23 protein-coding genes and 1 tRNA gene are annotated in these 21,470 nt (G+C 58.7%); 14 read left to right on the top strand and 10 right to left on the bottom strand.

The features are described 5' to 3' along the window. Positions 1 to 57: 57 nt before the first annotated feature. Complete coding sequence (locus AC0QKW_RS12250; protein ID WP_473151358.1) at positions 58 to 540, bottom strand: DUF4168 domain-containing protein; 483 nt, start codon at positions 538 to 540, stop codon at positions 58 to 60. 108 nt (positions 541 to 648) lie between these two features. On the opposite strand from AC0QKW_RS12250, the gene pedR reads away from it, so the two are divergent. The 3 genes from pedR to AC0QKW_RS12235 all read left to right on the top strand — a co-directional run bounded on the left by pedR (position 649) and on the right by AC0QKW_RS12235 (position 3,433). Then, on the top strand, positions 649 to 936 hold the full coding sequence (gene pedR / locus AC0QKW_RS12245) for a photosynthetic electron transport-dependent transcriptional regulator PedR (protein ID WP_473151357.1): 288 nt from the start codon (positions 649 to 651) through the stop codon (positions 934 to 936). Positions 937 to 1,008: 72 nt separating this feature from the next. Continuing rightward, a complete protein-coding gene (hisS, locus tag AC0QKW_RS12240) occupies positions 1,009 to 2,316 on the top strand; it encodes a histidine--tRNA ligase (protein ID WP_473151356.1) in 1,308 nt (435 codons plus the stop codon). Positions 2,317 to 2,536: 220 nt separating this feature from the next. Continuing rightward, a complete protein-coding gene (locus AC0QKW_RS12235; protein WP_473151355.1) occupies positions 2,537 to 3,433 on the top strand; it encodes a ferritin-like domain-containing protein in 897 nt (298 codons plus the stop codon). On the opposite strand, the gene AC0QKW_RS12230 is transcribed toward AC0QKW_RS12235, so the two are convergent. Both AC0QKW_RS12230 and pyrE read right to left on the bottom strand, forming a co-directional pair. After that, complete coding sequence (locus AC0QKW_RS12230) at positions 3,430 to 3,909, bottom strand: SAM-dependent methyltransferase (RefSeq protein WP_473151354.1); 480 nt, start codon at positions 3,907 to 3,909, stop codon at positions 3,430 to 3,432. The two genes, AC0QKW_RS12235 and AC0QKW_RS12230, sit on opposite strands and share 4 nt — an antisense overlap. After that, positions 3,909 to 4,526, bottom strand: a complete 618-nt coding sequence (gene pyrE / locus AC0QKW_RS12225; RefSeq protein ID WP_473151353.1) for an orotate phosphoribosyltransferase — start codon at positions 4,524 to 4,526, stop codon at positions 3,909 to 3,911. The genes AC0QKW_RS12230 and pyrE overlap by 1 nt, the downstream gene beginning before the upstream one ends. Before the next feature lie 195 nt (positions 4,527 to 4,721). On the opposite strand from pyrE, the gene AC0QKW_RS12220 reads away from it, so the two are divergent. Continuing rightward, positions 4,722 to 5,117 (top strand): hypothetical protein, encoded by a 396-nt coding sequence (locus tag AC0QKW_RS12220; RefSeq protein WP_473151352.1) that lies wholly within the window; start codon positions 4,722 to 4,724, stop codon positions 5,115 to 5,117. 65 nt (positions 5,118 to 5,182) lie between these two features. Here AC0QKW_RS12220 and AC0QKW_RS12215 read toward each other — a convergent pair. After that, positions 5,183 to 5,255, bottom strand: a tRNA-Ile gene (locus AC0QKW_RS12215). Between the two features lie 78 nt (positions 5,256 to 5,333). Between AC0QKW_RS12215 and AC0QKW_RS12210 the strand changes: the two genes are divergently transcribed. The 3 genes from AC0QKW_RS12210 to AC0QKW_RS12200 all read left to right on the top strand — a co-directional run bounded on the left by AC0QKW_RS12210 (position 5,334) and on the right by AC0QKW_RS12200 (position 8,855). Beyond that, a complete protein-coding gene (locus AC0QKW_RS12210) occupies positions 5,334 to 5,582 on the top strand; it encodes a hypothetical protein (RefSeq protein ID WP_473151351.1) in 249 nt (82 codons plus the stop codon). 232 nt (positions 5,583 to 5,814) lie between these two features. Beyond that, positions 5,815 to 7,260: a hemolysin family protein gene (locus tag AC0QKW_RS12205; protein WP_473151350.1), complete on the top strand. Its 1,446-nt coding sequence runs from the start codon at positions 5,815 to 5,817 to the stop codon at positions 7,258 to 7,260. Between the two features lie 551 nt (positions 7,261 to 7,811). Then, positions 7,812 to 8,855 carry a Gfo/Idh/MocA family oxidoreductase gene (locus AC0QKW_RS12200; protein WP_473151402.1) on the top strand — a complete coding sequence of 348 codons (1,044 nt, stop codon included), beginning with the start codon at positions 7,812 to 7,814 and terminating at the stop codon, positions 8,853 to 8,855. A 75-nt stretch (positions 8,856 to 8,930) separates the two neighbouring features. Here the strand turns inward: AC0QKW_RS12200 and AC0QKW_RS12195 are convergent, their stop codons facing one another. Beyond that, positions 8,931 to 9,506, bottom strand: a complete 576-nt coding sequence (locus AC0QKW_RS12195) for a L,D-transpeptidase (RefSeq protein WP_473151349.1) — start codon at positions 9,504 to 9,506, stop codon at positions 8,931 to 8,933. 109 nt (positions 9,507 to 9,615) lie between these two features. On the opposite strand from AC0QKW_RS12195, the gene lipA reads away from it, so the two are divergent. Then, entirely contained in the window at positions 9,616 to 10,485 is an 870-nt protein-coding gene (gene lipA, locus AC0QKW_RS12190) for a lipoyl synthase (RefSeq protein ID WP_473151348.1), read from the top strand. Between the two features lie 129 nt (positions 10,486 to 10,614). Next, positions 10,615 to 11,133 carry a CAP domain-containing protein gene (locus AC0QKW_RS12185; protein ID WP_473151347.1) on the top strand — a complete coding sequence of 173 codons (519 nt, stop codon included), beginning with the start codon at positions 10,615 to 10,617 and terminating at the stop codon, positions 11,131 to 11,133. Positions 11,134 to 11,150: 17 nt separating this feature from the next. On the opposite strand, the gene AC0QKW_RS12180 is transcribed toward AC0QKW_RS12185, so the two are convergent. Then, positions 11,151 to 12,230 carry an MBL fold metallo-hydrolase gene (locus AC0QKW_RS12180; RefSeq protein ID WP_473151346.1) on the bottom strand — a complete coding sequence of 360 codons (1,080 nt, stop codon included), beginning with the start codon at positions 12,228 to 12,230 and terminating at the stop codon, positions 11,151 to 11,153. A gap of 205 nt (positions 12,231 to 12,435) precedes the next feature. Between AC0QKW_RS12180 and AC0QKW_RS12175 the strand changes: the two genes are divergently transcribed. After that, entirely contained in the window at positions 12,436 to 14,202 is a 1,767-nt protein-coding gene (locus tag AC0QKW_RS12175; RefSeq protein WP_473151345.1) for a SulP family inorganic anion transporter, read from the top strand. Between the two features lie 149 nt (positions 14,203 to 14,351). Continuing rightward, the gene (locus AC0QKW_RS12170; protein ID WP_473151344.1) at positions 14,352 to 14,594 is read left to right on the top strand and encodes a DUF4327 family protein; all 243 of its coding nucleotides are present in this window, start codon (positions 14,352 to 14,354) and stop codon (positions 14,592 to 14,594) included. Between the two features lie 15 nt (positions 14,595 to 14,609). Here AC0QKW_RS12170 and AC0QKW_RS12165 read toward each other — a convergent pair whose 3' ends face one another. After that, positions 14,610 to 14,978 carry a winged helix-turn-helix transcriptional regulator gene (locus AC0QKW_RS12165; RefSeq protein WP_473151343.1) on the bottom strand — a complete coding sequence of 123 codons (369 nt, stop codon included), beginning with the start codon at positions 14,976 to 14,978 and terminating at the stop codon, positions 14,610 to 14,612. A gap of 292 nt (positions 14,979 to 15,270) precedes the next feature. Here AC0QKW_RS12165 and rlmB point away from each other — a divergent pair, with 292 nt between their 5' ends. After that, positions 15,271 to 16,686, top strand: a complete 1,416-nt coding sequence (rlmB, locus tag AC0QKW_RS12160) for a 23S rRNA (guanosine(2251)-2'-O)-methyltransferase RlmB (RefSeq protein WP_473151342.1) — start codon at positions 15,271 to 15,273, stop codon at positions 16,684 to 16,686. A gap of 34 nt (positions 16,687 to 16,720) precedes the next feature. Next, positions 16,721 to 17,014, top strand: coding sequence for a DUF1816 domain-containing protein (locus AC0QKW_RS12155; protein ID WP_473151341.1), 294 nt, complete (start codon positions 16,721 to 16,723; stop codon positions 17,012 to 17,014). 33 nt (positions 17,015 to 17,047) lie between these two features. Here the strand turns inward: AC0QKW_RS12155 and AC0QKW_RS12150 are convergent, their stop codons facing one another. Both AC0QKW_RS12150 and AC0QKW_RS12145 read right to left on the bottom strand, forming a co-directional pair. Continuing rightward, on the bottom strand, positions 17,048 to 17,902 hold the full coding sequence (locus tag AC0QKW_RS12150; protein ID WP_473151340.1) for an alpha/beta fold hydrolase: 855 nt from the start codon (positions 17,900 to 17,902) through the stop codon (positions 17,048 to 17,050). Positions 17,903 to 17,977: 75 nt separating this feature from the next. Further along, positions 17,978 to 19,573, bottom strand: a complete 1,596-nt coding sequence (locus AC0QKW_RS12145; RefSeq protein WP_473151339.1) for a hypothetical protein — start codon at positions 19,571 to 19,573, stop codon at positions 17,978 to 17,980. Positions 19,574 to 19,940: 367 nt separating this feature from the next. On the opposite strand from AC0QKW_RS12145, the gene AC0QKW_RS12140 reads away from it, so the two are divergent. Then, positions 19,941 to 20,819, top strand: coding sequence for a DMT family transporter (locus AC0QKW_RS12140; RefSeq protein WP_473151338.1), 879 nt, complete (start codon positions 19,941 to 19,943; stop codon positions 20,817 to 20,819). Positions 20,820 to 20,836: 17 nt separating this feature from the next. Here AC0QKW_RS12140 and AC0QKW_RS12135 read toward each other — a convergent pair whose 3' ends face one another. Continuing rightward, positions 20,837 to 21,355, bottom strand: coding sequence for a HugZ family pyridoxamine 5'-phosphate oxidase (locus AC0QKW_RS12135; RefSeq protein ID WP_473151337.1), 519 nt, complete (start codon positions 21,353 to 21,355; stop codon positions 20,837 to 20,839). Positions 21,356 to 21,470 lie beyond the last annotated feature (115 nt).

Here is a 21,470-nt window from a genome sequence, read left to right as displayed (position 1 = left end):
TTGATTTTTGGGACTACGCGACTAATTGAAGCCAGCCCCTAGAGCGCCTCAGAGTCTCTAGGGGCTGGCTTCGTCAATTTGGGCCAGCACGCGATCGCGAAACTCTGGGTCGCTGTTGGCCAACCCTAGTAGCTCCCAGTAGGCCGATAGGGTGAGGTTGTTAGCCTGGATCAAATCTAGGGCAGCAGCCTGGATCTCTTGCTGCATCTGGCGTGACTCGGTGTCAGTCTCAGCCCGCTGAAGGCTGAGCTCCCGCGACTCGATCAGTTTGACTACGGCGATGTAGGCTTTGACAAACCGGCTGACCGTTTCTGAGGGGATGTCGTTTGCGTCGGGCTGGGCTGGGGCCGCTGCGGGAATAGGATTTTCTGCTGAAGCAGCGGCTGCGAGGGCTGGGCCGGGGAAACCCATGATCATCAGGCCCACCAGGGCCAGCAGGGCCAGGCGATCGCCCGGCAGCCGGTGGCGCAGGCGCAGGCTGAGACACTGTAGACCCGTCTGTACAGCCTTGACGGTTGCAACTATCCAGCTATGGGCCATAACCGTACCGCTCAGAACGTACTTTCCCTCAGCCTACCCGAAACTAGATGGCCTATAGTGATAGTAGACATAGGCATATATACGTAATGACTAAGGACACAGACCGCCATGGCAAGCGATGAAACGGCTCCGGTGCCTGGCCAAGGAAGCCTCTCCGACCGAGAACTCCAGATCGTTGAGCTCGTGGCCTCAGGGCTAACCAACCAGGAAATCTCTGAAAAACTGGAGATTAGCAAGCGCACCGTTGACAACCACATCAGCAATATTTTGACGAAGACGGCGACCGGCAATCGGGTCGCTTTGTTTCGCTGGGCGCTGCAGTCGGGCAAGGTCTGTATTGACGAGGTCAACTGTTGTGTACTGCCCGAGGTCAAACCCAAGGAACAGGAGGTTTAGACGTCTGGGCAGCGTCACCGATCGAGCTATTATGGGTATTCTGCTTTGCCCATCTAGAGCTACAGCCCAGCTATGGAGTCGATTCAGTCTCTGCCCGGAACCGAGGATATACTGCCCGTGGCGCAGTATGTGAGCCAAGACCTCAAGGTGGCTGATATTCACATCTGGCAGCGGGTAGAGGCGATCGCACGAGATATCTTTGGCCGGGCAGCCTACCGAGAAATTCGCACGCCCACCTTTGAGTCAACCGCGCTGTTTGAGCGAGGCATTGGCGAGGCCACTGATGTGGTGGGCAAGGAGATGTACAGCTTTACCGATCGGGGCGATCGCAGCTGCACTCTGCGCCCCGAGGGCACCGCTGGGGTGGTGCGGGCCTACGTTCAGCACAGCCTCTACGCCCAGGGCGGTGTGCAGCGGCTGTGGTACACCGGCCCCATGTTTCGCTACGAGCGGCCCCAAAAAGGTCGTCAGCGCCAGTTTCACCAGGTGGGCGTAGAGGTGTTGGGCAGTGCCGATCCCCGCGCCGACGTCGAGGTGATTGCCCTGGCGACCGATGTTTTGCAGGCACTGGGTTTAAAAAATCTGACCTTTAATCTCAACTCCGTGGGCGACAGGGGCGATCGCATCCGCTACCGCGAGGCCCTGGTCGCCTATCTCACCCCCTACGCGGCAGATCTAGATGCCGATTCGCGCGATCGCCTCAGCCGCAATCCCCTGCGCATTCTCGATAGCAAAGACGAAAAAACCCAGGCCATTACCGCCGATGCCCCCAGCATTTTGGATTACCTGGGGCCTGACTCAAAGCGTCATTTTGATCAGGTGCTGGCCCAGCTCAGCGCCCTGGGCATTGCCTTTGAACTCAACCCCCGACTGGTTAGGGGGCTTGACTACTACACCCACACCGCCTTCGAGATTCAGTCGGGCGATCTGGGAGCCCAGGCGACGGTGTGCGGCGGCGGTCGCTACGACGGCCTGGTAGAAGAACTGGGTGGCCCAGCCACCCCGGCGGTGGGCTGGGCTATCGGGCTAGAGCGGCTCACCTTGCTACTGGCAGCGGTACAACCGGCGATCGCAGCGGCTCCCGATATTTACCTGGTGTCCCGAGGCGAGCTGGCCGAGGCCAATGCCCTGCAGCTGGCCCAAAAGCTGCGCCACAAAGGTCTAGGGGTTGAGCTAGACCTCAGCGGCTCGGCCTTTGGCAAGCAGTTTAAACGGGCCGACCGCAGCGGTGCTGCCGCCTGTCTGATTTTGGGCGAAGACGAAGCCACCCATGGCACGGTACAGCTCAAGTGGCTGGCCTCGGGCGAGCAAACCAGTCTCTCCCAGGCCGACCTGCTGAGCGATGTCAATGGGCTGTTTGAGCAAATCAGGGCAGTTTAAAGCAAGCAGACTCCTGAAGAAGAGACCCCCAGGGTTAGGGCCTGCGCCCTGGAGGGTAACTTTGCCGCAATAGTCCTCATCGCTCCGAGCCAAGGTCGGGGTGACCAGAGCAGATGCGATCGGCAGAATTTTCTGTTGGCAGATTTTTGGGGTGCCCAACCCCCTGGCAAAAAAGGTGCGTTAAGATCTGTATATTGCCTTATAAAACCTTAACAAAACGATGGCCGTCACCTATCCCCGCAAATTTCTCAATGCCCTCAGCGCTCGCGATGTCATGCAGCAGGTGGTAAAAGATGAGGAAATTCACTACGTCACCCTCAACCGCTACCGCTACAACGAGCAGCGCAGCTGCAAAGATCTGACTGAGCTGATCGAAACCCTCAACGGTCGCCCTGCCGACCTGGTGCGAGATCTGTCTCATCACGTCTCTGACGAGGCTCGTCACGCGGTGTGGTTGACCGATCTGCTGGTGGATATCGGTGCCCCCATCGACACTCCCCCCGGCCTCTCCTACATCGATGAGTTTGAGCGCCTGCTCGATCGCGACAGCTTTAGCACCGAGGGGCATTTAGAAGATCGTATTATCGCTGCCTTAGCCTCTATCAACGTCACCGAGAAGCGGGGCTGTGAATATTTTGCCGCCCACATCCATGCCCTCAAGGCTGCGCCTCAAACCCCAGAAAATATCCAGATTCGCGAAACCATCGAGCGCATTTTGCCCGAAGAAGCCGGACATGTGCGCTGGGGCACCCGTCGCCTAGCAGAAATTGCCCGCCAGAGCCCGGCACACCGTGAGAAGGTAGAACTGGCCAAGCGTAAATACGCGGCGATCGAGCAAACCGCCTTTGAGTCAGGCATGGACATTACCCTGGGGGCCGAACTGCGCCGGTTGAGCAGTTTGCTCGATATTGCCAACACCCTGCCCCTATGGGAGCGCCCCGCCTATCTCATGGAGCGATTGCCCGCCACCTTGCTGGCCCCCGAGGTGCAAAAGACCCGAGTCACCGCTGCCCAAAAGGCCTGGCAGCGCGATCCTGAGGCTTTTGTGAAGACCTTTGTGCCCATGTTTTTGCAGGGCATCCAGAAGCGGACTGTGGCCGAGCCCCAAGAGGCTTAGGCAATTCGCCAGAGATAGAGGATGGAGTCTTCTTCTGAGCCCTCTAGAAGCAGGGTTTGATCGGCAGGCCAATCGCCCATGTCAAACATGTGGGTGATCACCCGGCTCCCCGGCTGCAACTGCTGTTGTAGCCGGGGTCGAAGCCGCAGATTTAAATGGGGCAGCAGGTAGATAAACACGACGGTGGCGACACGAAGATCGGTTTCAAACAGGTCGGCCTGGATGAAGCTCAGGCGATCGCCCACTCCGGCCTGATCTGCCATTTGCCGGGCGCGATCGAGCAGTGCCCCATCGACATCAATGCCAACGCCCTGCACGCCGTAGTCACCAGCGGCCTGAATTAGCAGGCGACCATCGCCGCAGCCGAGGTCGTAGACCAGGTCAGCTGGAGTTAGCTGGGCCAGCGCTGTCATGGCGGCTATGGCATCGGCGGGGGTAGGCACAAAGCCAATGGCGGGGCGAGGTAAAAGACTCATTAGGCCGGGTTGAGAGTGGCCCAGTGGGCTTGGATATCGTCAATCGTGAACAGCGTTTTAAAGGACAGATGGTGGCTTTGGTAAAGCTCGGCTCCCCCCTGCTGGCGATCGACGAGGGCGAGAACTTGGTTGACGTGGTAGCCCGCCTGCTGAAGTCGGTCTACGGCATTGAGAGCCGACTGGCCGGTGGTAACGACGTCTTCGAGTACGGTGATCGGGCTACCCGGCGGCAGGGTCAGCCCTTCGATATAGGCGCGGGTGCCGTGGCCCTTGGCCTCTTTGCGAATGATCAGAGGAAACAGCTCGCGGCTTTGGTAAACCCCCACCAGGCTGACGGCGGTGACTAACGGGTCAGCCCCTAGGGTTAACCCCGCGACGGCGACGGTGTCGGCGGGCAATAGATCGAGCAGCAGGCGACCCACCATCAGCGCCCCCTGGGGGTGCAGGGTGACTAGTTTGCCGTTGATGTAGTAGCTGCTGTGCTGCCCCGATGTCAGCACAAAGTCGCCTTCCTGGTAGGCCGCTTGGCAAAACAGATCGAGCAGGGGCGATCGCAGATCAGCAGTTTCGCGGTGGAGGAGATCAGCGGTGGGCAGATCGAGCAAAAGCTGGGCCATGGAGGGGGGATTCCTTAAAAATGTTCCGTTTTCTAGTGAACGCGCTATAAAGGACATGCACCGGGTGATCGGTTTAGCGAAGCATGGCGCAAAAAGCTGAGCGCAGGCTGGGCCTTGCCAAGGGCTGTGGACTCACTTCAGAGGCCAGGGCAATGCTAAAACCGCACCAATTCACCGAGTTGAGGAGGCTTAGCCATGGGCATTCAATTAAATCATATTTCTGGCTTGACGCTGGCACTGGTTGCTGCTGCTGCGATCGCTGCCCCGGTTGGACGCGCCCAAGAGGCACCCCAGACCGTGCCTGACGCCTTTGATGAGCTGGTGACCACCTACTCCGGTGACTACTTTCGCAATCGGGGCATTAGCCGTAGCGCATTGCGCATCGTGGGCTTTAGCTTCCCTGAGCGAGAGCTAGACTGGGACTCTGACGCCACTACAGCTGCGGTGAAAGACCTCTGGTTGCTGCAAAACGCCGCTGACCCTAACCTGCGGGTGCCCGACCTAGCTAGCCCCTATGCGACCACCCTGCTGACCATGCCCTCTAGTCGAGTTCCCTCCGTGGGTTCAGAGTTTATCTTCGAATCGTTTTAGCTGCATCAGCTTAGGTTTTAGCCTCAGGTCGATACAGCTTCACAACTGGGTTTCGATATTTAGAATCCAGGGTGCAGGAGTTGAACCTGCCTGGGGCGAATTATGAGTTCGCTGCCTAATCCGCTCGGCCAACCCTGGGATCATTCCTGTTGGAATGTTTACTATTCTATGGCCTGAGCCTAGATTTGACTCTAAAATTATTTTTACGAGCTGGCCATGAATCCTGCTGTCGCCTTTACCCTGATTTTGCTTTCTCTGATGATTGGCTCTGGGGTGGTGAGCGCCTCTTGGGGGTTTACTCTGGGACGCCAGGCTCTGACTGGTGTGCGCCAGCCTGAAACCCGGCCTACCAGCGGCACTCCGGTCAGCCGAGATGCTGGCGGCACAGGTCACAATACTCTCCTTTTAGTGAATGAAGCCGAGATATTGCAGCAGGTTAAAGCCCGCACCAGTGGCGGCCAGTAGCTGATGGTGGGGTCGAGCTGCGATCGCTGAATTTTTGGGCAAATCTACCCTGACTGTTGCTGCCGTTTATAATCACGCCCATGATTGTATCGGTCGCGCTGGGGGGCGCTGCTGCCGGTTGAGCCGGTAGCGGCCCTAGCCCTTGTCCTGGTAGAGTATCGGCACCGGCAAAACAACGCTGCACAGCCATTTTTGCACCGGTTGGGGGGCTGCGTTTTTTAGTCACTGGGCTATGGGCATTTTCAATTATCTGTTGACCGTCGTTATCCCCGAGACGCTGCCTGCCACTGCGATCGCATCTCGGCTACTGGCCGTGCTGCTACTGATCGGCATCAACGCCTTTTTTGTCGCCGCCGAATTTTCAATGGTGTCGGTACGGCGATCGCGCATTAGCCAGCTCGTTTCTGAAGGCGACGTGCAGGCAAAAACCGTTCAGCAGCTCCAGCGCAGCCTCGATCGCCTGCTGTCGACCACCCAGTTTGGCATCACCCTCTCCAGCCTAGCCCTGGGCTGGATTGGCGAGAGCACCATGGCCGTCATCCTCGCCTTTTGGATCACAAAAACCCCTCTATCGGTGACCCAGGGACAGGCACTGGCCCACGCCGTATCGATTCCCCTCGCGTTTTGTCTGGTTGCCTACCTACAAATCGTGCTAGGCGAACTGTGCCCCAAATCGGTAGCCATTCTCTACCCCGAGCAGGTCGCTCGATTTCTTGGCCCCCCCAGCCTCACCATAGCCCGGCTGTTTAACCCCTTTATCTGGGTTTTAAATCAGTCCACGCGACTGCTGCTGCGCCTTGTCAATATTCGCTATAGCGACCAGTACAGCTACAGCCGCCTTACCCCCGAAGAGCTCCAGCTGATCATTCGCACCACAACTGAAACCCCTGGCCTAGACGCCGAAGAGCGTGAATTGCTCAACAACGTGTTTGAGTTTCGCGATGTCACCGCTGGCGAAATCATGATCCCGCGCACCCAGATTAGTGCTATTTCGCTCTCAGCAACCTTTGCCGAACTGATTGAGGTAGTTGCCGATACCGATCATTCTCGATATCCAATTATGGGCGACTCCCTTGACGACATTCAAGGCATGGTAGACATTAAGCAGTTTTTGCAGCCCCTGGCTTGCCAGCAGATTGCCACTGAAACCCCCATTCACCCTTGGGTAAAGCCCGCCCGCTTTGTACCCGAATACACGCCGCTGCACGAGTTGCTGGCCACTATGCAGCGAACAGGACAAGAGCTGGTCATAGTGGTCGATGAGTTTGGCGGTACGGCGGGCTTGGTCACCCTGCGAGATTTAATCACAGAAATCATCGGCGATATTCACGAGCCCGATGACGAAGAAGAGCCGCTTATTCAGTTACTCAGCGACCAGTCGTACCGCATCAAAGCCCATACTTATCTCGAAGAGGTCAACAGCCTCCTCAGTCTAGAATTGCCCTACGCCGACGACTACCAAACCCTCGGCGGCTTTTTGATCTATCAGATGCAAAAGATTCCCCACGCGGGCGATCGCCTGGTTTTTGCCGAGCGAGAGTGGGTTGTGCTCTCCACCGATGGCCCCCGCCTCAAGGAGATTTTGGTGCGATCTGTTGACGAGCGACCACTGACCCCTGAGGGCTCTGTCCACTCCCTCAACGATTTAGCTGACTCTGACGGTTCGTTTTTGAGCTGAGCGTGAGCGCTCACCCCACGGCCACCTCTAAAACTGCCACAGCTTGCGCCTTGATGCCCCTTACGATCGATACATTCAATAGAGTACTAACCCCAGTCTCAGGCTTCACAGAGCAGACCGGGGCACATTTCTGCCAGCGAATAGCCCACAACCGAGGCTCTACGCCAGTGACTGTTACAGCTACACCCTCAGGCTCACTCCCGCTAAAACACCTGCATGTATCTAAAACAGCGTGAATTTAGCGCCTAATTAAACCAAACCCAAGGCCAGCCGTAGAATCTTGTCTGTGGGAAAACTCCAAATTTCAAGCCTAATTTGGCATAACGCCTAAATTGGGCAAAGTCGCACTATAATTCTGGCGCTGCTCACCCTTAGAAAATTTTGCGTTTCTTTACAGTGTGAAGCATTGTGATACTATCTGAGTAATTTTACCCGGCCGTTTCGCTTCTCCACTGGCTTTGAAAGTTCAAAAGTGTTAGCTGCTGACGCATTTTCATATCCCCAAGGAAAGAACGGACGTGCACAACTACATTTCGTCATCTGCCTCAGATATGCACCTATCCCGCAATTTGCCCGAACCTATCCGTGTTGGCGTTATTGGTGTCGGCAATATGGGCCAGCACCACACGCGTGTTCTGAGCCGCTTCAAAGATGTTGAGCTAGTGGGCGTGTCAGACGTCAACGTAGAACGGGGGCTAGATACTGCTGGCAAGTACAGAGTCCGGTTCTTTGAGGACTATCACGAGCTGCTCAAGCACGTCGATGCGGTCTGTGTGGCCGTGCCAACCCGGCTTCACCACACGGTAGGCATGGCCTGTTTTCAAGCTGGGGTGCATGTGCTGATCGAAAAGCCCATTGCCGCCAGCATCGCTGAGGCTGAGTCGCTGGTCAATGCCGCAGCCGCCACTAACTGCATTCTTCAGGTAGGTCATATCGAGCGGTTCAACCCCGCCTTTCAAGAACTGCACAAGGTGCTCAAAACCGAAGAACTCTTGGCCCTTGAGGCTCGGCGTATGAGCCCCTACTCTCAGCGGGCTAACGATGTGTCGGTGGTGCTCGATCTGATGATTCACGACATCGACCTGCTGCTAGAGCTGGCCGGGTCTACGGTGGCGACCCTCACCGCCAGCGGCAGTCGTGCGGCCAACTCGGGCTATCTCGACTATGTCACCGCTACTTTAGGTTTTAGCAACGGTATTGTGGCGACCCTGACCGCTAGCAAGGTGACCCACCGGAAGATTCGCAGCATTACGGCCCACTGCAAAAACTCCCTCACCGATGCCGACTTTCTCAACAATGAAATCTTGATTCACCGACAGACCACCGCCGATTGCTCGACCGACTATGGTCAGGTGCTCTACCGCCAAGATGGGTTGATTGAGAAGGTCTACACCAGCAATATTGAGCCCCTCCATGCCGAGCTAGAGCACTTTATCAACTGTGTGCGCGGCGGTGAAGAGCCCTCCGTCGGCGGTGAGCAGGCGCTCAAAGCGCTGCGCCTGGCCAGCTTGATTGAGCAGATGGCCCTAGACGGCAAACCCTGGCATGGGTTTGACTTGACTCCTGTAGAGCCAGAGGTGGCGGTAGCTGTTTAGGCTGCCTTGTCTGGTTATCTTCAGCTTTTTGGCAATCTCTCAACTCAAGTTGATTACTAAAGGTTGGTACGCTGCTCAAGGCACTACCTTGACAGGTGTGCCAATCTTTAGGTGGCTGTATAGGGTTTGAATATCTCGGTCAAACATGCGCACACAGCCGTGGGACACGGCTTCGCCGATCAGGGTCTCTTGGTTGGTGCCGTGGATGCCGATGTGGTAGTCACCCATGACCAAAAAGCCAATCCAGCGGGAGCCGAGGGGGTTGCTGGGGCCAGGGCCGATGGCTTCTTTAGTGATGGGGTGTTGCCACTTGGGGTCGGTGCGCATGTCTCGCACGGTGAAATCGCCCGTTGGAGTTTGCCACTCATCTTGACCGATAGCAACCGGAAATTCGCTCCAAACAGCGTCATTTTGGTATAGGGTCAGCTGCCGACGGCTGAGGCTGATCACCACGCGAGTGTTGGCGGTCATCAGGGTCTCGGGAGCCTGGGTTAGCCTGGGGGCCAGCCGGGTTAGGCGGATGCGCTCAAAGGGGGTTTCGAACTGCCAGCGAGCGCTCACCTGATCGCGCCAAGCACCAGCGGCCAACAGGCCAGCGGCACTGTAGCACAGCACTATGAGGCACCGTTTTAGGGGAGATGACGCATCCATGTAGCCAATGGGTGTAAGCCATGGTCATCTTTAGGATACTGCGAAGCTGGGGAGTGGGAAGTGGGGTTGATATGATTGAGGAGCAGGTCTTGAGACAAGGTTTGAAACAGTGGCAGTAAAACCAGATTGGTTGCGGGTCAAGGCCCCCCAGTGGGAGCGCATTGGCGAAGTTAAGTCGATTTTGCAAGACCTAGGCCTGAACACTGTGTGCGAAGAGGCCTCTTGCCCTAACATTGGCGAGTGTTTTAAGGCTGGCACGGCGACGTTTTTGATCATGGGGCCGGCCTGCACTCGCGCCTGCCCTTACTGCGATATTGACTTTGAGAAAAAGCCCGTGGCCCTCGACCCCACCGAACCGCTGCGGCTGGCGGAGTCGGTGCGGCGGATGAAGCTAAGCCATGTGGTGATCACGTCGGTCAACCGCGATGATTTGGCCGATGGCGGGGCCAGCCAGTTTGTCGCCTGCATTGAAGCAGTGCGGCAGGTCGCTCCTAACACCACCATTGAGGTGCTGATCCCTGACCTGTGCGGCAACTGGCAGGCACTGGAGACAATTTTGGCGGCTCGGCCCCACGTGCTCAACCACAATACCGAAACGGTGCCCCGCCTCTATCGACGGGTGCGCCCCCAGGGCGACTACGCCCGCTCTTTAGAACTGCTGCGCCGCAGCCGCGAACTGGCCCCCTGGGTATACACCAAGTCAGGACTGATGGCTGGCCTGGGAGAAACAGACCTTGAGGTACAGCAGGTGATGGATGACCTGCGAGCTGTAGACTGCGACATATTGACCCTAGGGCAGTACCTGTCGCCGGGGTCAAAGCATCTGCCCGTGGCGGAGTTTGTTACCCCGGCCCAGTTTGACGCCTGGCGGCAGGTGGGGGAGGCGAAGGGCTTTTTGCAGGTGGTGTCGTCGCCTCTGACCCGCAGCTCGTACCATGCCGAAGATGTGCAACGGCTGATGGCCCAGAACCCTCGCTAGGACATTTCAGTAGGGCAGGCTAGGTGGAACCGAGCGATCGCATCCCCCGTCAAGGGAGATAGGGCGTCTACCTGAGCAAACGAATCTCCACTGCCTACATTCCTACGAAGACTAAAGCAAGGACACCCGATGCACCTCTGGAAACTACTGCTGCAAACCCAGGCCCTGGCCCTGCTGGCTGCCCTCACTGCCGTGTTTTTGCCTGGGGCGATCGCTCCTGAGGCGATCGCCCAAACCCTGGCGATATCAGTGGCCCAGGCCAACCTCACCGTGGCAGAAGAACTGCTGCAACTGGTCAACGCTGAACGCCAGCGGGTAAACGCGCCTCCCCTGGTGCTCAGTGACAAACTCATGGCCGCCGCCCAGCGCCATTCCCAAGATATGGCCACCAGTGGCCGCATGAGCCACACCGGGTCCGATGGCTCTACTCTGCGATCGCGCATCGATGCGACCCAGTACCGCTGGTCAACTATCGGTGAAAATGTGGCTCTAGGTCAGCCCTCTGCGGCTGCGGTGATGGCCGCCTGGATGAATAGCCCTGGCCATCGCCAAAACATTCTCAACCCGGCCTTTACCGAGCTAGGCATTGGCTATGCCACGGCTGCCGGACGCCCTTACTGGACTCAGGTGTTTGCGCGGCCTCGGTAGGCACCCAGGTTTTGAGATTAGTTGCGCAATACCGGCAGGTCAGCGGCACTCCAGCTCAGCATGCCGCCGCGCAGACTAGCCACCTGGTCTAACCCCTGCTTTTTGAGAATGACAGTGGCCTGGGCCGATCGCCGCCCCGACTTACACACCGCTACCACTGGTCGCCCCGGAGGAATTTCACCGACTCGCCCTTCGAGGTTGGGTAGGGGAACCAGCTGAGCCGTGCTGATGTGACCCAGATCGGCGTTAAACTCGTCCGCACCGCGCACATCCAGTACGTGAACTTTGCCCAGATTTTCGGCCACCCACTGCGGGTCGATCTCCTTGACGCCGCCGTAGGTGAGACGGACTGGCCCCCAGTCGGCTACGGTAGGCATTTTGCCGTCTTCCGGCTGGCCGCAGACAGAGTTGGCCGGTAGGGCAATATCAATTTTTTTGGGGTGAGGCAGGCCGAGATTGTCCATATACCCCACAAAGTCGCGCTCGTCGGCTTCACCGCCGATGCGGGGGTTATAGGCTTTTTCTTCGCCGACGGTAGACGAGGTGCGACCGCTGTAGTCGTGGGCGGGCCAGATGATGCAGTTGTCGGGCAGGCTGAAGATTTGCTCGGTGATGGAGGCGTACATATTTTTGGCGTCGCCCTGTTGAAAGTCGCACCGGCCAGCGCCACGGATCAGCAGACAGTCGCCGGTAAAGGCCATGGAGTGATCGTCGAGCACATAAGTGATGCAGCCGTCGGTGTGGCCGGGGGTAGCGCGCACTTCCAGGGCGCGACTGCCGAAGGTCACCGTATCCCCGTGGTCGAGCCGGTAGTTGGCTCCGGTGATCATGTCGCCATAACGGTCTGAGATGCCAATTTTGGCACCCAGCGCCTGCTGCATTAGCCAGGCCCCGGTGACGTGGTCGGCGTGACAGTGGGTGTCGAGGGTGGCTAGCAGGGTGAGGCCCAGCTCTTCGATCAGGGCGCGATCGCGCAGGTGCTGCTCAAAGACGGGGTCGATCAGCACTGCTTCCTTAGAGGCTGGGTCAGCCAGCAGATAGGTATAGGTAGACGAGTCGGCGTCAAACAGCTGGCGAAAGATTAAGGTGTTATCCACAACACAAATCTCCTAAGAGAATAGATTGGCCATATATTTACTATATAGCCAGTCAGTTATCTTTTAGGCTGCTAGGGGAAATTATATTACTGAGTAGTCAATTAGTCATGTAAGATTGTGTCAGGTGGGCTGGGTGGTGTGACCGATGCCGTTAGGTGCGGCGATCGCCCCTAGCCCATACCTTAAAACCTATGCCCGAAAACCTATGCCCGAAACTCCCTTGCCCCCTCCCCGGCAGTCGCATTTCCCAGCGGGGTTGAGCCGATATATCCCCGTCCTCAGCTGGGGCAGGCATTACGATCCCCAAGATCTAGTGGGCGATGCCATGGCCGGTGCGATCGTCGCGATCATGCTGATCCCCCAGGGAATGGCCTACGCTATGTTGGCTGGGCTGCCGCCCCAGGTGGGGCTCTATGCCAGCATTGTGCCGCTGCTGCTCTATGCGGTGCTGGGCACTAGCCGATCGCTGGCGGTGGGGCCGGTGGCCATGGTGTCGCTACTGGTGGCCACCAGCGTAGGCCAGGTAGCGGCGGCAGGCAGTCCCGAGTACCTGGCTGCTGCTCTAGCCCTGGCCCTGCTGATCGGTGTCATTCAGGTGTTTATGGGGATGGTGCGGCTGGGATTTATCGTCAACTTCCTCAGCCACGCCGTGATCGTGGGCTTTACCAATGCTGCCGCGCTAGTAATTGGCCTCAGCCAGCTCAAGCACCTGCTGGGGGTCAAAATTCCCGCGTCAGAGAGTTTTCTGGCAACCGCCCTCAGCCTGGTGCGGGCGGCCCCCGCCACCAACGGCGTCAGCCTGGCCCTAGGTTTGGGCAGTGTAGCCGTGCTGCTGTTTTTCAACCGCAAGCTGCCCCAGCTGCTGCGCCGCTGGGGCTGGGCCGAAGGGTGGATCAGCCCGATCAGCCGGGGGGGGGCGCTGGCGGTGGTGGCAGGCACCATTTTGCTGGTGGGGCTACTAGGGCTACACAGCCGCTATGGTGTGGCTATTGTGGGTGAGATTCCCCGTGGGCTGCCGCCCCTGTCTCTGCCAGCGGTAGACCTAACCCTGTGGCAGCAGCTGCTGCCCACCGCCCTCACCATTAGCTTTGTGGGCTTTATGGAAAGCATTGCCGTGGCCAAATCCTTGGCTAGCAAGCGGCGGCAGCGTATTGACGCCAACCAGGAGTTAATTGGCCTCGGGGCCGCTAACCTGGGGGCGGCCTTTACCGGCGGCTATCCGGTAACTGGTGGCTTCAGTCGCTCGGTGGTGAACTTTTCGGCGGGGGCTAATACGGGGTTGGCCTCGATCATTACCGCCTGTCTGATTGCTCTGGTGGTGCTGTTCTTCACGCCGTTGTTTTATTACCTACCCCAGGCAGCCCTGGCAGCGGTGATTTTGGTGGCGGTGATCAACCTGCTCGATTTCAAGAGCTTTGGTCGCCTGTGGCGGGTGTCGCGAAGTGATGCTGCCAGTCTGGGCATCACCTTTTTAGCAGTGCTGACGGTGGGTATTGAGACCGGGATTGTGGTGGGCTTTGTGGCCTCGGTGGTCTTCTACCTGTGGCGCACCAGCCGCCCCCACATTGCTGAGGTGGGGCGCGTGGGCGACACCGAGCACTTTCGCAATGTTAAGCGCCATCCGGTGCAGACCTGTACCGGGGTGCTGGCGATTCGCATCGATGAGAGCCTTTATTTTGCCAATACCAAGCACCTGGAAGACTATTTAATTCAAGCGGTGGCCGACCATCCTACCGCCACGGCCCTGGTGCTGATTTGCAGCGCCATCAACCACATCGATGGCAGCGCCCTAGAAACTCTGGAAACCCTGGTCAAAGACCTGCGAGAGGCAGGGGTGACCGTCTACCTGAGCGAAGTCAAAGGCCCCGTGATGGATCAGCTCAATCGGGCGGGCTTTATTGAGCATTTAGGCGGTAGAGAGCGGGTCTTTTTGAGCACCCACCAGGCCATGGCCGCACTAGAATGCAGCTAGAGAGTATACCAAAATACATTATTGCGCCTTGTAAACAAAGGTAAGGATGCGCATCATCTGCTTTGATCCCCAGAGTTAGGGCTGCACTATGTAGGTGGAGCAATGAGTAAATGTTCTCACTGTGATCCCGATATTGGAGGGCTACGGCCATGGCGACAACAACAGCTAATTCGGTGCTCGCTCGGCACTACACCATTGATGAAATTCGTGACGAAGCTAAGCAACTTGTGGAGTGCGGCACCCTCGATCGCTGTCAGCCCATTTGCGCCCTCTGTGGCTACATTGCCGCCCGCGAATGGCCATTTATCGAAGCGGAGCTAGAGGAGTACGACTACTTTTTGCGCGATCGCATCGGCGACCTGCTCACCCATGAAACCTGGAGCAACGACTAGCTGCTCTTGACAGCGCTAGGGGGACGATGGCCGGGCAACTGGGCTGTGCAAAAGCCAGTGCTCTCCCACCTGATTGAGGGCGGCCATAATGGGCTGCACCTCTCGCCCTTTGGGGGTCAGTGAGTATTCGACCCGGGGCGGTACCTCAGGAAAAACCGTGCGATTGATCAGGCCGTAGCTCTCTAGCTCCCGCAGTCGAGCCGTGAGGGTCTTGGTACTGATACCGGGGAGGGCCGACAAAAACTCGTTGGTGCGGCGGCTACCCTCAAACAGCTCCTGCAAAATGAGGATGGCCCACTTGTTACCAATGTACGACAACACTAAATGAACCGGACAGTCGAGCGTTGTACCGTTGAGCTTTGTACCGTTTAGTGGGTGAGGCATTGGCATCACTCCGGTAGGGGGATGTCATTTTTCATTGTGAAGGATTATTCCAGGGATGACTGTTGCCTTGTCATCGGATGCTCAAATTTAAACTTATTTTCAGATTTCAACTCTCAACCTAATCCCAGCCCAGAAGTGGAATTCTGCCTATGGCTTTGTAGGCCTGAAGTCGCCATCTGACCAGTTTGCCCTCTGCCCAGTCTGCACCCCAAAATTTACGAATGGTAGGGTATTGCTTAGGGCATGCTAGCCTAGGATTTCTGTCTGTTCTAACTCTGTACTCCGTGTGGCCATGTCGTCGTCTCCCAAGCCTTCTCGTAAGCCTAAGCGTTCCCCTGGGTCGGAGCCTCGTCAGCACTCGGAGGGGTACCGAGGCGGTAAGCCCCAGCGGCAAGACGGCAAGCCTCGCTACGACGGCGGCAAACCTCGCCCGGCAGGAGACGACAAACCCCGCTATGGCGATGACAAACCCCGCTACGGTGGCGATAAGAGCGGTAAGCCCCGCTACGGTGGCGATAAGCCTCGCTATGACGGCGACAAGCCTCGTTACGGCAGCGATAGACCGGTGGGCAAGCCCCAGTTCAAAGATGACAAGCCCCGCTACGGTGGCGACAAAAGTGGCAAACCTCGACAGCGAGATGACAAGCCCCGTTACGGCGAGGATAGGCCCCGCTACAGTGACGACAGACCGGTGGGCAAGCCCCAATTTAAAGAAGATGACAAGCCGCGCTACGGCGGCGATAGAGGTGGCAAACCGCGCTACGGTGGCGATCGGCCTAGCTATGACCGAGATCAGCCCCGCTACCAGAGCGGCGATCGCGGCCCTGCATCCCAAAAGCTCGCCCTGGGCAGTCTGGCCGATGACGACGATGTTCAAGACCAAACCGACTTAATCTACGGTCGCCACGCGGTAGAGGCGGCACTCCAGGCCCAGCGCCCGCTCAACCGGGTCTGGGTCAACGATCGTATTCGCTACGATCCCCGCTTTCTCTCATTGATCGACGAAGCCAAAGCCAACGGCGCGGTGATTGACGAAGTCGACACCAAGCGGCTCAACCAAATTACCGCCGGAGCCAACCACCAGGGGATTGCGGCCCAGGCGGCTGCCCATGCATACCACGACCTCGATGACATGATTGAGGCGGCCCTCGGAGCCGCCAAGCTGCCGGTGATTGTCGCCGCCGATGGCATCACCGACCCTCACAACCTAGGGGCGATTATTCGCACTGCCGAGGCTTTGGGTGCTCAGGGCATGGTGATTCCCCAGCGACGGGCGGTAGGGGTGACGGCTACGGTGGCCAAGGTGGCAGCCGGAGCCCTAGAGCACCTGCCCGTGGCGCGGGTGGTCAACCTGAAGCGCGCCCTCGAAACTTTGAAAGAAAAGGGCTTTTGGATCTATGGCCTAGCCTCTGAGGCGAGCCAGCCGGTGCACCGCACCACCTTTGATCGCCCTACGGTAATTGTGGTGGGGGCCGAAGGCAGTGGGCTGAGCCTAACCGTGCAGCAGAGCTGTGACACCCTGGTGTCAATTCCGCTGCGGGGAACAGTTCCTAGCCTAAATGCATCGGTGGCTACAGGCATGACGCTCTATGAGATCTATCGTCATCAATGGGTGGCGCAAAATCAAATTTCCTCTTTGCAAAATCAAAAGCAAGACAGTATAAACAAACATGGATTAGCGTGGTCCCAGGACGGTTTGACGACGTGATTCCTTTTTAGTAACCAGCAGATAGGAAGGATCTATGAATAATTTATTGGGTCGCTTTTTAACCAATATCCTTGGCCAGGGCAAAGCCTGGTGGGTTGAGATCAAGACTGCCCAGCCGGCCTGCACTTACTACTTTGGCCCCTTTGACAGCGAGGCCGAAGCGCTGGTCGCTAAGGGCGGCTACATTGAGGATCTGGAGCAAGAAGGCGCCCAAAATATTCAGACCTTGGTGCAGCTCTGCGCCCATCCCGACCAGCTCACGATTACTGACGAATGGGATACCCCCCTGGGTGGGTTCTCTGCGCCAGCGTTTAGCGGTCAGCCGTAGGGGGCCTGTGCCAGCCCTGCTGGCTAAAAATGGTTATCTAGTTGGGCTACCAGAGTGAATGGATTCGCTTTGGTAGCCTGTTTGATCGATGTGGCGTTCGAGCCAGTTGCCAATGTCGTTGAGCAACTGGTGAGGAATTTCCCAGGGCAGTAGGTGGGCCGTGTTGGGGTAGCAGCAGCTTTCGGCAACGGGCAGGTGAGCTGCCGTTTCGAGGCTGGCATGGGCAGTGATGTGGCAGTCTTCGGCCCCGCAGAGTACTAGACAGGGCACGCGAATTGATCCTAGGTCTGGCAGTCGGTTGTAGCAACCGGCTAGGGCGCGGTTGAGGGCGCGGTGGGCCAGGGGCGAGGTGCCTAAGTAGGCCCAAAAGCCCTCCCGAGCCAGGCGCTGGTAGGCGTGGGCGGTGTGCTGGCGCAGCAGGTAGCGGTAGAGCGATCGCGGTCCCAGACCCAGGCGCACCAGACGGTTGGCCGGGGCGATCACATTCAAAATTGACCCCACCCCGGTGTTGACCAGTTCCACCCAGGTGGTGGGCGGATGGGCACCTACCGGGCGGGCCGCCGTAGCAATAAGAATCAGGCCGACCACCCGCTCGGGGTATCGTAGGGCCAGCTCTAGGGCTAAAATGCCCCCCAGCGACCAGCCCAGCACCACGCAGCGCTCAACGCCCTGATGGTTGAGCAGTTCTACCAGATCGCTCAGACTGTCTTCGAGGTCAAAGGGCGATCGCGTCTGACTGCGGCCATAGCCCCGCAGATCTGGGGTGAGCATGGTGTGGCGATCGCGCAGGCCTTCGACAAACACGCCCATGGTCTGGGCCGAGCCCGGATGTCCGTGCAGGCACAAAATGGGAAAGCCCTCTCCCTGGCGATCGCAGTACAGCTTCATGGTGTGTCGCTCTATATTTTCCCCTGATCAACTCACCATAGCGCGAGGGGCAGAGCGGTGACCAACGCGGCTGACCTAGTCGGAGACAGGATCTGGGGGCAGGGTTTCTTGATCTAAATCAGCTGCCGAGGCAGGAGTAATATCGAGGCCGTCGGGGGCTGGGGCAGCGGCTGGCATGGGCTCAACAGCGACGCTCTGGGCAGGGGCATGGCTCCAGCAAGGGGCGAGCACGTCTTTGGCTAGGGTGGTGCTCTGGCTGCGATCAGAAAAGCTGGGTTGAGCTGCGATCGCGCCGTTGACCAGACGCTCCTCTAGCGAGGTAGAGGCCCTGGTAGGCGGGCAGTGGGCCAACGCTAGCCCCTTAGGTGACTGTCTGGCTGAGGGCACCAGACGCAATTGATCGAGGTCGGTTTGACTGAGATGCCCTTCTGAGGAGACTGGTGCGGGCTCTGGGGTAGCGCGATCGGTCAAGACGAGTTGGGAATCCGCCGGTTGGGCGGCAGTGGGTGGGGCAACATTTGGTTGAGCAGGAGACAGCTGGGGGCGCTGGGGGCTCAGCCTCGGGGCTGCACTGTTGAAGGGCAAGCTCTCGGGTAGGGCGATCGCCCCTGAACTCTGGTCTGCCGCCGCACGGGCATCGGGGCTAGGGGCGAGGCTAGCCTGCAATGGCAATCTCGCTGAAGCTTGAAGGGGGGGCGTAGACTCCCGCTGGTGTAGCCCTCGGGAGGCACCGGGGAGATCTCCAGGGGGAACCGGGGTTAAGGGCCTGCCCGCCCTCAACGGCGAAGCGACATGCTCACGGGCAAGGGAGGATTCGGGAGATCGAGCCAGCCGCGCCGCTGAGTCTTGGGTCGAGTCGGGCACCAAGGCGGCCTCTTGCTCTGAGACCGATGCAGTGCTGTTGGCCCTCGACTGGGTACCCAGGGCTAGCCCTGTACTGCCGTGGAGTCTAGCGCTCGCGGTCGAGGGCTGAGCTGTCGGCAGTGACACCAGCAACGGGGATGCAGCCGAACGGGCACTGTGCCCCTGATGGCGCAGCGGGGCAATAGGGTAGTTGCGGGTAATGCTGGCTGCGACCACAGGTTGCAAATCTAGGGCAGTACCGCTGGGTGCAACCTCGGCCTTGGGGGCCGGAGGCCGAGGCGACGGTAGGGGCGTTGCAGTTGCTAAAAGAGGTGACGGCTCTGCACGGTTGGGCTGTGGGGCAATGGCCAGCCTGCTGTCACGACTAGCGCCTGGGGTTGAATCTGCCTGCTGCAGCATAGGTGCCCCAGGCTGAGGAATGGGGCTGGCAACCACTTTGGCCGTTGTCGAGATCGGTGCCGCCGCTACGGAAGCACTAGGCGCTAATCGCGTTCTCTGCTGATCGCGCAGCCGCTGCAGCCGCGCCCGCAGCTGATCTGACTGAGACTGGGGCTGAGTCGCGGTGCGGTCGGCCCGAGCGCTGACCACCGCTGGACTTAGCCGCGCCCGGGTCGACAAGGCCTGTCTAGGGCGCATCTCTGGCCGAGCTAAGGAACTAGGAGCCGCCGTCGGGGGCAATGTCTTGCCGTGGGACAGACCATCGGCATCGGCAGGCGGGGAGTTTGGGTTGGTAGTGTTGGCTTGGTCAGCACTACAGGCCACAAGGGCTAGCAGGCCACCGCACGATGCAAGTGCCCAGACACGCATAACTCAAATTTCCTTGAAAGGGTCAGACTGTCTTGGTTCTCTCTACAGCGATGAAACGCCAGATCAGCAAATTCTGAGACAGCAAGTGTAAAGATTCTGTGGTGAAATTAGGGTGCGTTTCCGGTATGGTGGCTGTACTTATACCAAAGTCTGTCGATACACCCCCGGTTCGTCGGGGCTTTTCACGGCCATGCTTCCTGCCCGGTATCGGTTTTGAATCGGGGTTGTGTGAGTCGGATTGGATATTAAACCAGATCAAGCTCAGATATAGGCTTCCGTCTGGGGCAAACCTCACTGGGGAAACCTCTAGGCGCTTGAAACGGACTTGCGGTAACTGTTTATATCGGCATCGGCTGACCTAACGACTATGGGCGGCGAACTGGCAGCACTGACAGCGGCTTTTTTGTGGGCGGTGGCTACCGTTATGTTTGGGCGGCTGGGTAAGACGTTGTCGCCGCTGGTGCTGAACTTTGCCAAGGGGTCGATCGCCTTCGTGCTGCTGATCCTGACGCTGCTGCTGCTCAACCAAGACACCGCTGGCCTGGTGCCCCAGTCAGTAGGCGTGCTGGCCCTCAGCGGTGCGATCGGCATTGGCCTAGGTGACACCGCCTATTTTGCTGCCATTAACCGTCTGGGGCCTCGGCGGGCGCTGCTGCTTGAGACCCTGGCTCCACCTCTGGCGGCGGTGCTGGCCCTAGTTTTTCTCCAAGAATCTCTGGGGGGGAGGGCGTGGCTGGGCATTGCTACTACCCTGGCCGGGGTGATCTGGGTGATTGCTGAGCGAGTGCCTGGGGTAGCTGGAGAGGCCCCTAGCGCCTGGGGGGTTGGTCTGGGGGTATTGGCAGCCCTGGGGCAGGCCATTGGGGCGGTGATGTCGCGGGCGGTGCTGGCTGACACTGCCGTTGACCCCCTGTGGAGCACCCTGCTGCGCTTGGGGGGTGGCCTGGTGATCATCCTAGGTATTTTGCGCTGGCGAGGCCCGGTGGCTGGCTCGCTCAGGCCGCTGCAATCGCCCCGTCTGCTGGGGGGTGTGGCTCTGGCTGCCTTCCTCGGCACCTACCTGGCGATCTATCTACAGCAAACGGCCCTCAAATACTCGGCCACGGGCATTGCCCAGGCGCTAACCTCTACCAGTCCCCTGTTTGTGCTGCCCCTGGCCGCAGCCCTGGGCGATCGCGTCAGCCCCCGGGCCATCGTCGGAGCAGCCATTGCTCTGGTGGGGGTTGGCCTCTTGGTCACCGGCTAGGCCGCCCTGAGCAGCAGCTAGCGATCGGGGGAGACATTGTCTGGCCCGGTTTGGGGTGGGCCGAGCAGCTGCCCCAAATTGTTGGGGTCGACGGCGTAGGCGGCCCCAAAGCCCATCACAAACCGCCCTTCTTGGGGGCTAAGCTGAAAAATCTGAAAGTCTTCTAGCGATCGCAGCATGGCAACAATGTCGCCAAAGCGCTGCTCAAATCGGTCGGCAATGGCCTCCCAGGCTGAGGTGTCCCGGGGCAGCAGAGCAGCCTGACAGTCGTAGCTAAGGCGCTGGCGGGCAAACACCTGGGGCGCGTCGGCTTCGTCTTCGATCAGCAAAACACCCGCAAGCCCCGTGGCGTGGAGGTTATCGGTGTGGGCCGACAGCCCGCTGGTAAAGATATAGATCTGATAGGCCTCGTCGATGACGTAGGGAGCATAGCTGGCCTGGGGGTGGCCATTGGCACCGACGGTGCTGAGCATCAGGCTACAAACCCTCGTCGGTAAAGCTTGGTAAGCTGCTAAAGCCGTTTCAAAACTAGGCATAGGTGACGCATCGCCAACACAGAACAGAGGATCGCTGCCCGGCTCTAGGCCCAGGCTAGCGCCGGGTACAGGCAGGCTTGGCGCGGCTGAAGTAGACTGCCGCTGGCCTGATTTT

This window comes from Pseudanabaena sp. PCC 9330 (assembly GCF_055795045.1).
Note: the sequence above shows the minus strand (reverse complement) of the source record. Positions and strands in the feature narration are given on the sequence as shown.